Raw genomic sequence first — 13,765 nt, 5'->3', positions numbered from 1 at the left:
AGGGCATTCCGGGCGCTGTCCAGCTTTTTGTTGCCGGATATAAAATTCGTACCTGGTTAGTAAGATTTGCACTGGACTTGCTGAAAAATCTATCATACGATTTGATTGTTTTCAGGTTGAACCATTCGCTATTAAATTCTTCATGAGGAAGTGTTTCCATGTGGGACCGGATCAAACCAAAGAAGATGTATTTGAGCATATTCTTCTATTCCTGCCTTGTCGTGAGTTTGCTCACGCTGGTATTTACCTTGTTTTTGAGTCAGCAGTTCGCTCGAAGCGCACAGGAGGAAATGAATAAGTCCAATCAGGAGAAAGTGAAGCAAGTGGTGAAAACCTCGGAGTATACGTTGCAGAAATTACGCCAGTTTGCACTCAGAGTGTATTCAGACGAAAACATTGCGCTTTGGATGAGCATGGAGAAAAACAACTACTCGCCTTTGACGCTGAATAAGGCGGCTATAAGTGTGCGGGAGTTTATGAACAGTGAGCCCTTCATTTCCGGTATGTATTTAATCAATTTCAATCTCGACCAAATCTATACATCAGAATCAAGTATTTATACCACTAACGATTTTTATGACCCGGAGATATTGGATTATATCAAAAATCAGAAAACGCCTTACCTGCAATATTTTAACCATGAGGTAAAAGGGGGGACGTTCCTTGCGTTGATTGTCCCGGCTGCCGGACCTAATCAAAACTATCAGGGCTTTGTTGCGATTCTGTTCAGTAAGCCGTTACTAAACGAGTACATGCTGCAAATTTCGGATGAGGACCAAAACAAACTGTATATTGAAGGGAAGAACAAGGAATTCATCTTGGGAAATACCGATCCGATGCTCGCGAATGCGCTGATGAAAACGGATAAGCCGGGGACAGAAAAACAGGGATGGGAATGGAATTATGGAAATGTCACGTGGGCCATTCAGTCCGAAAGGCTGCCAATCGAAGGTTGGGATGTTTATTACATGGCCCCCATTTCTTTATGGCAAGAGAAGGTAAACCAAATGCGATTTGAAATTATCGGTTCTTCCATTCTTCTGCTAGTTGCCCTACTGTTGTTTTTGTTCTGGCAATCCTACCGCAGTTTGAAGCCGATTAGTGACTTGGCCTATCAAATGAAAAAGAAGCTCGGTAAAGAGCACTCGATCATACAGGGAACGAATGACAAGAGTGAGATGGCTTGGATTCACTCCGGGTTCCACTCTCTCATGGAGAGGATTGAGCAATTGGATTTGTCCATTAAGAGCAGCCAATCCCTGGTCAAAGAAGATTATTTGCGTCAATGGATTCTTAATCCCAATTCCTCCAAACGAATTGAAGAGTTTATGAAGAGTCAAACTTCCATTCTTCGAACGGGCTGGTTCCGGATCGCGGTTATTCGTTTGGAATCGTATGGACGATTCGAAGAGCAATATGATTTCGCTTCGCGAAAATTACTGCGGTTTGCCATGGGGAACATTGTGGCTGAGGTTCTCATGAATCATGCATACGCCGCAGAAACGGTAGATTTCGGCTCCGATCACATCGTTGCGCTTATTTCGGCGCCTGCTGCAGAGGACGACTTACCGCAAATAAAGAGCGCTTTGGAGCAAGTAAGACTTCAGATCAAACAATGGATCAAACTGGAAGTGAATGCGGCTGTCAGTTCTGTGCTTGATGTTGAGGAAAATCTGCAGATCTTGTATCCCCAGTTATATGAATTAACGTTAATGACGTTTATTAATAACGAGGATAAAGTATTTACTTATGAAGATATGGAGCGGTACGAGCCCGGCAAAGACAGTGATCTCGACGAAGGACTCTTAAAGCAGGTCATCCATTCCGTTCAACTCAAGAATGAAAAGGCGCTTGAAGGGTACTTGGACCAACTCACCTTACATATGCAAGAGCTGAGTTATGAGGAATGCAAGCTTCAGTTGACCCACATCGTTTATTCAATTATGAAGAGCTTTAAAAATTATAGCACGTTCCAAGGCTTAAAGAGTGTCCATGCCTTCCTGGAGCAATTTGGTACACTTTGGGAAGTCAAACAATGGCTTTATCGGGAAATGCTGAGCATTATGGATCAGCAGCGGAAGAAGCATACATCGGGAAGGAAGGAAGAGGTTGCTGCGGAGATGATTGAATACGTGCGGAACCATCTTCATAACCCGATGCTATCCGTGGATGATGTTGCTGCTCATGTTTCGATGTCGGTGAATTATGCCAGACAAATATTCAAGGATCATTTTCACTGCTCCTTGTCCGATTATATTGCCACCCAGCGGATCGAGTTCGCGGCCAAGCTGCTCACAACGACGGATTGGACCGTAGCGGATATTACGGAGCAGTCCGGATTTCAAACCAAGAGCACGTTCTTCTCGGCATTCAAACGGGCCACAGGGATGACACCTAACCAGTATCGCATGGAAAAAAATAAAGAAGAAGCTTAAAATTCATACGTTTCCGTTATAAAAATATGGACTATCCCGATTTATCATAATCCGTACTGATTGATAGATACCGGACTGTACGGAGACGTCCGATCCGATTAAGATCGAACATGAAACCGAGCGATACGGTAGACGCGCTAAGCAGATCGCAGCGCCCGAATGTCTCGGAAGGTTGATCTTGAATAGGAGGGTTACACAAATGAAGCAAAGAAAGAAAGCGTTATTGTTGGCGGCAGCCTCAATGATCTTGGCGGGGGTACTCAGCGCTTGCAGCACGGATAAAGCGGCCCCGTCCGAAACCGGCAAACCGGCGGCGGCTGACGCTCAGCTCAGTCCGGTTACACTGAAAATCATGTTCCCCGGAGATCCGCCGGGCAACTGGAACGAAGTGAAGACAGAGATAGAGAATCGGTTGTCGGGCTCACTCAATGTGAAGCTGAATGTTGTGTTCATCCCCTGGTCGGATGTGCTCACCAAGCGTCAAGTTGCCCTGTCTTCAGCCGAAGACTACGATCTGATCTGGGATAACAATCCAACGCAAAACATTGCCGCCGGTCTCTATGAACCGCTTGATGCACTGATTGACAAGTATGGGCCTGACATCAAGGGAACCCGCTCTCCGCAAATGATGGACGCCAACAAGGTGAATGGCAAACTGTTCGCAGTACCGCTGGAAGTGAATTTCATTCGGCCGTGGACGTTCGTCATTCGCAAGGACATCCGGGAAAAGCTGGGGGTCGCTCCGATCAAGAGCTATGACGAATTAATCAAGTTTATGTACACTGTGAAGGAAAAGGCGCCGGATATTACACCGTTCATACCAAACGGTACGGAGCATATTGGCTTAAAGCAGGCAAGCATGCTGGATCCCAAAACCAATATAGCGCCTGTGCTCAGCTACCCTGGATTGTATACAAAGGGCAATGACGGAAAAGTGTATAACATCTTTGATAATATGGATCCCCAGATCATGAAGAATTACGAAACGAATCATAAGTTATATACAGATGGGGTTATGGCCAGAGATGCCCTTATTCTCAGAAACGGGGAATTTGCCAAAGGGAAGGCAGCTGTCTCGACATTTAATGATTTTGGTGTAAACCTTAGTACATCTACGGCGCTGGAGAAGGCAGTTCCAGGATCGTCTTCGGAAGCCTTCAGCCTGTACGATCCCAGCATGAAGCTCAGCTCGACCTATAAGGCTGGGAATTATATTGCTGTGCCTGTGATTAGCAAGAACAAAGAACGTGCCATTCAGTTTATCAACTGGCTGAATAAGCAGGAGAACTACGATCTGCTGGCATACGGGATTAAAGGAAAAAACTGGGAAGACGCAGGTCCTGGCCTGTACAAGCCGATGAAGGACAACACGTATGCCGGAATTCCATTCGCATGGGGCTGGAACCCTAAGCTCGACCGTATTGATGCAAGCTTGTCCGAGGATGTCATCAAGCTGAACAAGTGGCAGCGGGATCCTGGCAATTTTACGGCTGATATTCTCTCTGGCTTCACGTTCGATCCGGGCCCTGTTTCCAATGAAGTTGCGCAGCTCGGCAATATTGGCAAGGAGCTTTACGATCCAATCGTGATGGGGCTTGTAGAGCCGAAAGAAGGCTTGGCGAAATTTAAAGAAAAGGCGTATACCAACGTTACGAAAATCCAGGCTGAGTATCAAAAACAGCTGGATACGTTTTTAGCAAACCGTAAGAAGTAATCCATTTCACCAACCGGAGGCCCCGATGTTTAAGGCTTCCGGTTTTTTTAATGGTAAAATTCGTACCTGCTCTATAAGTAATATTCACACCTCCTTCATCTGTTACGGTTCAAACTCTTTGATAAAAGCAAGACTATGCGAGCGGATTCCTGAGTGAGTAAGATACAAATACACGCGAAAGGAGAGAAAATTTTATCATGAGTATCTTGCGGGAACTCAGGAGGAACAAGTGGCTTTATGCTATGGCGCTTCCTGCAATTGTGTATGTCTTTATTTTTTCTTATCTGCCGATGACAGCTCATGTACTGGCATTTAAACAATTTATTCCCGCCAAGGGGCTTTGGGGAAGTCGATGGGTAGGACTCGACAATCTCGTGTTTTTTTTCACCGGACCGGATTGGTTTAAAGTGACTGTGAACACCGTGTATTTGAATCTGTTATTTATTGTGGCAGGCACGGTATGTTCGCTGCTCATCGCGCTCCTGCTGAATGAGATCAGGCAAGCCTTCTTCAAGAAGGTGGCGCAATCGCTCGTGATTTTGCCGCATTTTATTTCCATCATCGTTGTCAACCTTATGGTCATGAACTTCTTTAACGGACAAGATGGGATGATCAATCGGCTGCTGAAGAATTTCGGTTTCAACGAGATCTATTGGTTTCAGACACCATCCGTTTGGCCGCTTCTGTTGACACTCATCTTCGTGTGGAAGGGAGCAGGCTGGGGGTCGATCATTTATTTAGCTACCTTAACCGGGTTCTCCGAGGAATATTATGAAAGTGCCAAAATAGATGGAGCCAGGCGCTGGCAGCAGATCTGGCATATTACCTTGCCGCTGCTGAGACCGACCATCATCGTACTGACGCTGCTGGCTCTTGGGAGAATATTTTACGGCGACTTCGGACTGATTTATGGCATCGTTGGCGATAATTCTCTGCTCTTCAAGGCAACGGATGTCATCGATACATATACGTACCGCTCCTTACGGGATGTCTCCAATATGAACAGCTACAGCAATGCGGCGGCGGTCGCATTATTCCAATCCGTAATGGGCTTTGTTACGATTCTCTTTTTCAATTGGGTTGTTCGTCGGGTTGATAACGACTCGAAGTTATTCTAGTGAGGTGCTTGAGATTGTTAATCAAACAGCGTGATCGTTCCCAGTTGGCCATATCTATCGTGGCGTATGGCTTCATAGGCGCCTTTGCCTTGGTCTGCTTCATTCCCTTCTGGCTTGTGTACATCGGATCATTCACAGCGGAACAGCAAATTGTTAGGGGGTTCCAAATGCTCCCTACCGCATTCTCATTCGATTCTTACCGCTTCTTATTTCATGGCAGCCAGGTGTACCGCAGCGCTTTTGTTTCGATCTTTGTTACGGTGGTCGGCACCGCAGGGGCCCTGCTCTTAACTTCGATGTTCGCCTATGTGGCCGCTCATCAGAAGGTGAAGTACCGGAGTGCGCTTTCTTTTTACATTTATTTCACGATGCTTTTTGCACCCGGGCTCGTAGGCTATTATTTGCTCATTTCGAACTGGTTGAGTTTGCGCGATTCGTTATTGGCATTAATTTTACCGCACATGTTCTCTGCATTTAATGCCTTCCTGATGACATCTTACTTTCGCACGCTGCCTTACGAATTGAATGAAGCGGCGACGATGGATGGCGCGAATGAGCTGTATATTTTCTATCGGATCATCTGGCCGATCTCCAAGCCGGTCATCGCAACAATCACACTGTTCTATGCGCTTTCTTACTGGAACGACTGGTTTAATGCGCTGATGTTTATTGATAATCCTGCGAATCACCCTCTGCAGATGATGCTAAGACGGATCATATCCAATTCGCAGAACATGGACTATCTAAATGCCAGTATCAATATCCCCGTATCCGCTACGGGTGTTCAGCTGTCGACCGTCGTCATCACAATTGGGCCAATCATTTTCTTATATCCGTTTCTGCAGCGTTATTTCATCAAGGGGATGACGATTGGCGCCGTTAAAGGGTAAGGCGGCGAATGTTTACTACGAGTGGAGGAGGGAGAATAGGAAGGTTCGAAGCACAATGATCTAATTTGCTTGTGTGTTTCTAATTTTACAAAGGAGGTCTAAACATGGGGAAATTTTACGATCCGAGACGTGTATTGACCGTATTGCTGGCATTCCTCTTACTTGCAGGGCTGCTTCCTGTGGGAAAAGCTTTTGGGGAAGGTACATTGCTGAAGACAGGAAACTACTACTACAGCGTAGCCCCGAACGATGGCAAAACGACCGATAAGGGAGCAACCGGATTAGTATCTTCAGACAACGGCGCTCTGCTTGACGGATTGACCTCAACGTACGCCGGTTTCATGGGAAGCGGCACAGGTACACCCGGAAATGTTCAGGTTGTATTTGATTTATTGAAAGATTATCCGCTTGACAGTATCAACGTCGTGCTAAACTCGCTGAATGCCAATTGGGGCTTTCAGGAGCTTACGGTCAAATATCGACCGGAGGACTCGGAAAATTATTATATCGCTACCCGGCATACGAGAACACCAGGCATCGTTTCAACGAGTCCCAGCTCAACCTGGAATTATTCGGTTAACGTACCGATGTCGAGCAAGACGGCCCGATTTATTATTATCGATATTAAGCGCCCGCACGCCTATCAGCATATTCCCCTCACCGAGGTTCAAATATTTAAAGGGGCCGGGCAGCCGGGTGCGAATCCCGGACCTGCGCTGACTGCGGAGCAAATGGCGCTTGAATTCACGAAAGACACCCTAGCTGCGGAAAATTTGTTAAAAACCGGCAATTATTACTACAGTGTTGCCCCGAATGACGGGGGATCTCCGGATAAAGGAGCAACCGGCTTGGTGTCCGCCAAAAGCGGCGTGCTGATGGACGGATCCAACTCCACGTATGCCGGATTCACCGGAAATGGAACGGGGACCCCAGGGACTGTGCAGGTCGTATTTGACCTGTTGAAGGATTATCCGATCGACAGCATCAACCTCGTGTTGAACTCACCCAACGCCAACTGGGGGTTCAAGGAATTTACGGTCAAATACCGTCCGGAGGCATTAACCGAGTATTACTATCTGGCTGACAAGCATATTCGAACACCGGGCATCACCTCGACGAGCCCCAGCTCTACGTGGAACTATGCTGTCAATATTCCGATGGCAAACAAAACAGCCCGATTTATTGTTATTGATATTAAGCGTCCGCATGCGTATCAGCATATTCCTCTCACCGAGGTCCAAATTTTTAAAGGGACGGGCGAGGTTGGCACCAATTCAGGTCCTGCGCTGACGGCTGAACAAATGAGGCTTGAACTTAGTAAAGACGCTTTGCTGATCGACAAGTATGGGCAGTTCTATTATGAAGATTGGCCGGGCAAGATTACCTCTGACACGCAGCTGCAGCAGGAATATGCGAATGAGGCGAATGCTCTCTCCAATGCGGCTTGGGATGCGGCCAAATACGATCGGTTCGGCGGAATTAAAGAAGGGGGACAATATAAAACCACCGGCTATTTCAGACTCCAAAAAATCGATAATAAATGGTGGTTTGTTACGCCGGACGGGTACAAATTTATTCTCAAAGGCGTTGATGCCGCCAGCTTATGGGAGTGGGGATATGGGACTCCGTTGAAAAAGGCGGATGGCACACCGAAGCATGTGTTCGAGGAACTGCCTGACCGGACAGCGTATGCATCTGCCTACGTCAATGATTCCAACGGTGAACGTGTCAGCTTCGTCATTGCCAATGCGATGAGGAAATATGGTAGCAGTTTCGAAGCGAAGTGGGAAGATATGACGAAAAAGCGTCTGATCGACTGGGGCTTTAATGCCTTCAGCAAATGGACCAAGCCGCGTAATGTCACGTTCCCCTATATTCAGGTTTTGCAGGACCCGGGCAATTTAAAACGGATTCAATGGACGTACGACGTGTTTAATCCGCAGAACGAATCGATCATCGAAAACGCTTTGAAAGACCAGCTTCAAGGTGCGAAAAACGATCCTTGGCTGATCGGGTATACCTATGATAACGAGGCTGGATGGGACAGCGAGATCGTGAAGGAAGTGCTGACGTATGATGCGGCATCCCCCGCTAAGAGCGCTTTTGTCGATTTCCTGGCGCCTCGGTATAACAATGACCTAGCTGCTGTTAATCAGCTTCTGGGTACAAGCGCAGCTTCGTTTGCCGAACTTAAAGGAGTTTCGATCAATATCGCTAAAGTGCCTACGGCGGACATTTCGGACTATATCAAGCTGGCATCCAGAACTTACTTTACAACCATCACGAATATCATTAAGAAATATGATACCAACCATTTATTCTTAGGCGTTTCTGTCGTGCCTACTTGGCGGACCAGTCTGGACTGGGATTCGGCGGCCATGGATTTTGTCGATGCTTTCTCGATTGACGAATACGGCAACAGTCCGGGCTGGATTTCGAGATACGAGTCCTTCGGGAAGCCGTTGTTGAATCTGGAGTACACGTTTAGTACGACCCAGCATGGATTGTCACCCGTCAATGCCGCCACGACTGTAGCAAGTACAGCGGATAGAGGTTCTGCCTTTCAGTCGTTCGTGGAGGCGCAGCTCTCCCATCCGTTATTTGTCGGATCCGGCTGGTTCTCTTATTACGATCAAGCGGTTCCAGGCCGTAAAGACGGTGAGAATTACAATATCGGGCTAGTCAACCAGCAGGATCAGCCCTATACAGATATGGTTAACGTCATGAAAACCGCCAATCCCGGCTTTGAGCAAGTGCATGATGCTTCCGTCACGACCCGGGGTCCGGAGACAACGGCTGTATTAACACCTGCGCAGCCTAACGGGCAAAATGGCAGTTACGCAAGTCCCGTTACGCTGGGATTTGTTACTTCGAGCAGTACGCCCGGGGGAGGGAGGACGGAATTTAGCTCGGATGGGGGCGTCACTTGGCAGGTGTATGGAGCCCCAGTAACCTATGATCGGGAGGGCACGTATACAATAAGCTATCATTCAATCGATGAAAACGACAACGAGGAAGCGATAAAAACGATAAGCTTCAAGCTGTCGGACGACGCGGCGCCAACAATTACGCTTACTGAGCCAATTGAGGGAAGCGTTTACAGGACGGTGGATGAATTGCTTCCGCAGATGACGATTACAGATGCTATGTCCGGAGTTGACGATACAAAAACGATCCTGTCGATCGACGGGAAGCCCATACAACAGGGATCGAGCGTTCCGCTCTACGAATTCAACCCGGGTCAACATCATCTACACATCGCAGCGAGCGACTTGAACGGGAACGAGGGAAGCATGAGCGTAACGTTTACCACAATAGCGAGCATCGATTCGCTGTGTGCGCTTGTAGTCAAATTCAGAGGGATGGGCTGGATTGACAATGGCGGAATCGCAGGCAGCTTGACCGAGAAGCTGAATCATGCGAGTTTGGGCGCATTCATCCACGAGGTTCAGGCGCAAAGCGGCAAGCATATTGCCGCCATAGCAGCTGGGTATTTGCTCCGAGATAGCGCCGCCCTCGCGGTAGCTCAATGATGTCGTGATTAGTTCGAGCGTGTCCCAATCGGTGTAAACATTGGCCAATGCAGAATTTGCATGATTGTCGGGGGAGAGATGATCGTGTATCACGTACTGCAAAATGAACTGATTTACAGGCTGCTGGAGGGAGGAGCCGAGGAGGGGCAAATCAAAGGGTTCATGGCGCAATATGCGCTATCCATGCGCTCCGACCAATGGTGTGCGGCCGTTATCGAAATAGACGATGTGAATTGGAAGCTCAACAAGTACACACCGGAGAAGCGCAAAGAAATTACCCGGAAGCTAATGGCATCGATCAGCGCATATTTACATCGGCAGGGGATCGGGATATGGGGCCGCACAGCCGAGCACCGGATGGCCGCCATCTTGTGCATGAGTCATTCGGAAGCGCAGACGACTTTGGTGACGCTTATCGAGCACGTTAAACAGAACCACCCGATCTCGGTCACCATCGGCCTCGGGAAAACGGAAACCGATCTTAAGGATATCCATCGATCCTACAATCAGGCCGTAGAGGCCCTTGGCTGCAAAATGTTTATCGGCAAAGGCAAAGTCCTTGCTGCCCGAGAAACGACGCAAGAGCCGGCTATGGACACGGCACAGCTGGATGATGTGCTTAGCCGGCTTTTTCCATGTATCATGGCCTACGATTTGGTTGGCATTGTCGATCGCTTGGAGGAGCTGTTCGAGTTGGTCCGGGCGACGGAGAATCACATGACCGTGTATAACGTATGTATACAAATCCTCTCCAGGCTGGATATGAGCCTTCGAACCGTGAAGGGGAGCCTATATGAGCTGCTAGGGCGGGAATATAAGCAGCTTGACGTACTGCTTCAGTTCGAAACCATCTCCGATATCGAAGCATGGACGAGAAGAACCTTGTTTGAAATATCCGAGCTGCACGTGATGCGGGAGAGACGGAGGCAGAGCAAGCTGATTGCGCAAATGCAGCAGTATGTTCATGAACATCTAGACAGCAAAATCACACTGCGTGAAGTAGCGAATGTATTTGCGTTTTCCCCTAATTATTTGGGCGCCTTGTTCAAAGAAAGCACCGGGATCAGCTTCAGCGACTATCTCATCCGGAGTCGAATGGAGAGAGCCAAGCAACTGCTGCAGGATCCGACCTTAAGAATTTATGAAGTTTCGAATCAGCTGGGATACAGCAATATGACTTATTTTCATCGCCAATTCAAGGGCGAAATTGGGCTGACACCCAGCGAATACCGGAAAAGATCGTGAATTTTCTCCAGAGGCAACCTACATGTCTATAAAGCCGCCGGCTCATAAGGGCAGGCGGCTGAGTCGTATAGCTTCAGAAGGCGGTATCTTTCGTCACCCGCTGCAGGAACAGCTCCAAGGAGGCAGAGCTAGCGGAGGTATTCGTTAATCGGACCGACGACCCGTTTAAGGTGACTGTCACGTTATTCTGTACGGCAACAAACAGCCTCGACGTGTCCCAACAGGTGAACTCGGCGTACCAGCCCCCGTTGTTGAAGCGGTCAAGCACATAACCTTTAATAATCTCTCCATCCTGAAGCTGGTACGTATCCTCAAAGGCATTTTGCGCGAGTGTAGCGGTTCTGTATTTTTTGTAAATGCCCATATGCGAGCTGTATACGGACACATTGGCTGAGCTTACCACATTCCGGTAATAGTAGTGCGGAAAAAGCTCAAACCCGGTAATTCCGCTGGCGGTGCCGTAATGAATGCTGTTATTGAACTGGAATAACCCTGACATTTTGCCGGTAATGAGGATGGCGTCGCCCGTTCTTGAAGCGGTCGTGTCCTCAATTGCCGAATCCTCGAACGAAATGTTCTCAATATCGCCGCCGTTCAAGGAGCCGCTCAGCTTAACAAGCGGTTCGGCCGTGGAACCGGCACCGGCCAATTCGCAGTTGAGCACCTTTAAACAGCTGATTTTGTTGGAAGCCGTCGCTTCATTGCCGTTAAATAGCGCAAGTGCATGGCGCACTGCGGACCTGCTTTCACAGTTGATCATCGTCGTCTGGTTAATAAAAGCGGTGGCCAGGCTCGCGGGGATAGCATAGTGGAAAGCGTCTCTCTGCGGGGATTGTACTTTGACATTGACCATCAGCGTGTTTTCAATCCAATACCCGCTCTGGCTTGGTTCGATATGAACGGCATCACGCTTCGCGGAGTCAAGGTACAAATCTTCCAAGGTGACGTAGTCTCCCTTGTTGATGCGAATCAGATCGCGGCCGAAGGTGTGGCTGTCCTGCAAGCCCTTGATTTGCAGACCGGAAATTTTCGTTCTTCCGCCATTCAGGCCGCTGATGACGAGACAATCGGTCGTATCATTCGCAGGCTTATGCTTGATGGTGGCGCCGAAGGAGGCCTGCAGGGAGACAGCCCCAACAGTAATCGTACCGGTTACCTTATAGGTGCCGGAAGGGAAATAGACGACAGCTCCCGAAGAAGCCGCTGCGTTTACGGCAGCCTGAATCGCAGCAGTATCATCGGCGATTCCGTCTCCCAAGGCACCATGGTCGGTTTTCACATTCACCCAATCGGCGGGAGCAGCCGCATAGGCGGTGCCTGATCCGGTTCCTCTTAATAACGTTGTTCCCGCCATGCCAATGCTTGCTGCTCCGAGTGCAGACAGCAGCTTTCTTCTGCTGATAGGACGACTTGATTCCATAACACGAATTCCTCCTTTTATGGTTGGACTTCACCCTGAGCATAGCACTCCGATTGTATGGGATGGAAGCGCTTTTACAAGATCTCCGGTCAAAGTGTAGTAAATCGTTGAATTCGTAAGCATTCATAGAACGTAAGGAGGAACTTCAGGAATGAAACCGCATTTTCGATATTCTCCGCAGCCCGTGCTTGAACCGGTACCCGGCTGCGAGTGGGCTAGCCAAATGGTGCTTAATCCCGCGATTATTCGCGATCCGGCCTCCGATGAGCTGCACATGCTTTTTCGTGCTTCGGGTCCGTGGTCACACAAGCGAAAGGAGGGCAAGCACGACCCGTATCCGATTTTTTTAGGGTACGCGGTGAGCAGGGATCTGGGCCAAACCTGGGAGGCTGATTTTACCCGGCCTGCCCTTGCCCCTGCGCTGAATGAGGAGTTGGACGACATCTTCATCACGGACATCCACGGCAACCGGGTTCGTGATTATGCGAACGGGTGCATCGAGGATCCGCGCTTATTTTTGGTGGAAGATGAGCTTTATCTGTCCGTGGCTTGCCGATTGTTTCCGCCTGGCCCGTATTGGCTTATTGACCGCGCCCCCTTTATTGATACCCGCAATGACTATGTGCCCGATTGGGTGACAGAGACAGAAGGGAACGATCCTTTCCGGGTGGCAGCGCGTACCAACCATACAGTAACCGTGCTGTATAAGGTGGATCTCGAGATGCTGAAAGCAAGGAGATATGAGGAAGCATTTCGTTATGTGTGTCCGTTAACGGAAGGGCATGTGAGCGATAACCGCGATGTGTTTCTGTTCCCGGAGCGTATGCGGATTGACGGAAAAAGACAGTATGTCATGCTTCATCGTCCAATGGAGCCTGCCTTATTCCCGCAAGGCTCACAAGTGAAGAAGCCGTCGATCTATCTCGCTGCAGCGGAGAAGTTAGAGGACTTCGCAACGGATCGTGCAACCCATCGACTGCTTGCAACCAGCCAATTCCATTGGGAGGACAATCGGATCGGGGCAAGCTGGGCACCGATTAAGATTTCAGATCAGGAATGGCTTGTTTCCTATCACGGTAAGAAGGATAGTCACTTTGGTTATACCCAATCCTTCATGATCGTACGCGAGCAGGATAATGATTTCCCTGTTGTGACGCATCGATGCTCGGAGCGCTTGATGTATGCCCAGCAGGCTTGGGAGATGCCAACCGACTATCCTACCCCTTGCTTGTTTACAACAGGTGGCATTATAGTGAAAGACGAGCTGATTATGTCATACGGGGCTGCAGACCAGAAGGTGGGTATGGCTTGGGTTCATTTCGCCGAGCTTGTAGCCTATGTGAAGCAATTCGATGCGGGCGGAGGCCCACATGGAAAAAAGTGATTTCAGACAGAAGCGAATGACGTGCA

8 protein-coding genes are annotated in these 13,765 nt (G+C 48.7%); 7 read left to right on the top strand and 1 reads right to left on the bottom strand.

Going from position 1 to position 13,765, the window contains the following annotated elements:
- Positions 1 to 158 precede the first annotated feature (158 nt).
- From EJQ19_RS12350 to EJQ19_RS12325, 6 genes are all read left to right on the top strand, one after another.
- Complete coding sequence (locus EJQ19_RS12350) at positions 159 to 2,435, top strand: helix-turn-helix domain-containing protein (protein ID WP_126141529.1); 2,277 nt, start codon at positions 159 to 161, stop codon at positions 2,433 to 2,435.
- 199 nt (positions 2,436 to 2,634) lie between these two features.
- Positions 2,635 to 4,149, top strand: coding sequence for an extracellular solute-binding protein (locus EJQ19_RS12345; protein WP_126141528.1), 1,515 nt, complete (start codon positions 2,635 to 2,637; stop codon positions 4,147 to 4,149).
- A gap of 197 nt (positions 4,150 to 4,346) precedes the next feature.
- Positions 4,347 to 5,267: an ABC transporter permease gene (locus EJQ19_RS12340; protein ID WP_126141527.1), complete on the top strand. Its 921-nt coding sequence runs from the start codon at positions 4,347 to 4,349 to the stop codon at positions 5,265 to 5,267.
- 167 nt (positions 5,268 to 5,434) lie between these two features.
- Positions 5,435 to 6,157, top strand: a complete 723-nt coding sequence (locus EJQ19_RS12335; protein WP_241242869.1) for a carbohydrate ABC transporter permease — start codon at positions 5,435 to 5,437, stop codon at positions 6,155 to 6,157.
- A gap of 104 nt (positions 6,158 to 6,261) precedes the next feature.
- Positions 6,262 to 9,690 carry a hypothetical protein gene (locus tag EJQ19_RS12330; protein WP_126141525.1) on the top strand — a complete coding sequence of 1,143 codons (3,429 nt, stop codon included), beginning with the start codon at positions 6,262 to 6,264 and terminating at the stop codon, positions 9,688 to 9,690.
- Between the two features lie 84 nt (positions 9,691 to 9,774).
- On the top strand, positions 9,775 to 10,935 hold the full coding sequence (locus EJQ19_RS12325) for a helix-turn-helix domain-containing protein (protein WP_164716504.1): 1,161 nt from the start codon (positions 9,775 to 9,777) through the stop codon (positions 10,933 to 10,935).
- A gap of 73 nt (positions 10,936 to 11,008) precedes the next feature.
- Here EJQ19_RS12325 and EJQ19_RS32830 read toward each other — a convergent pair whose 3' ends face one another.
- Positions 11,009 to 12,355, bottom strand: coding sequence for a glycosyl hydrolase family 28-related protein (locus tag EJQ19_RS32830; protein ID WP_126141523.1), 1,347 nt, complete (start codon positions 12,353 to 12,355; stop codon positions 11,009 to 11,011).
- A gap of 151 nt (positions 12,356 to 12,506) precedes the next feature.
- Here EJQ19_RS32830 and EJQ19_RS12315 point away from each other — a divergent pair, with 151 nt between their 5' ends.
- On the top strand, positions 12,507 to 13,739 hold the full coding sequence (locus EJQ19_RS12315) for a glycoside hydrolase family 130 protein (RefSeq protein WP_126141522.1): 1,233 nt from the start codon (positions 12,507 to 12,509) through the stop codon (positions 13,737 to 13,739).
- Positions 13,740 to 13,765: the final 26 nt, after the last annotated feature.

This window comes from Paenibacillus whitsoniae (genome assembly GCF_003955665.1).
Lineage (GTDB): Bacteria > Bacillota > Bacilli > Paenibacillales > NBRC-103111 > Paenibacillus_E > Paenibacillus_E whitsoniae.
Note: the sequence above shows the minus strand (reverse complement) of the source record. Positions and strands in the feature narration are given on the sequence as shown.

Coding starts and splice junctions, on each gene's coding strand:
- EJQ19_RS12350 (WP_126141529.1), top strand. CDS start 159: ATGTGGGACCGGATCAAACCAAAGAAGATGTATTTGAGCATATTCTTC.
- EJQ19_RS12345 (WP_126141528.1), top strand. CDS start 2,635: ATGAAGCAAAGAAAGAAAGCGTTATTGTTGGCGGCAGCCTCAATGATC.
- EJQ19_RS12340 (WP_126141527.1), top strand. CDS start 4,347: ATGAGTATCTTGCGGGAACTCAGGAGGAACAAGTGGCTTTATGCTATG.
- EJQ19_RS12335 (WP_241242869.1), top strand. CDS start 5,435: ATGCTCCCTACCGCATTCTCATTCGATTCTTACCGCTTCTTATTTCAT.
- EJQ19_RS12330 (WP_126141525.1), top strand. CDS start 6,262: ATGGGGAAATTTTACGATCCGAGACGTGTATTGACCGTATTGCTGGCA.
- EJQ19_RS32830 (WP_126141523.1), bottom strand. CDS start 12,355: ATGGAATCAAGTCGTCCTATCAGCAGAAGAAAGCTGCTGTCTGCACTC.
- EJQ19_RS12315 (WP_126141522.1), top strand. CDS start 12,507: ATGAAACCGCATTTTCGATATTCTCCGCAGCCCGTGCTTGAACCGGTA.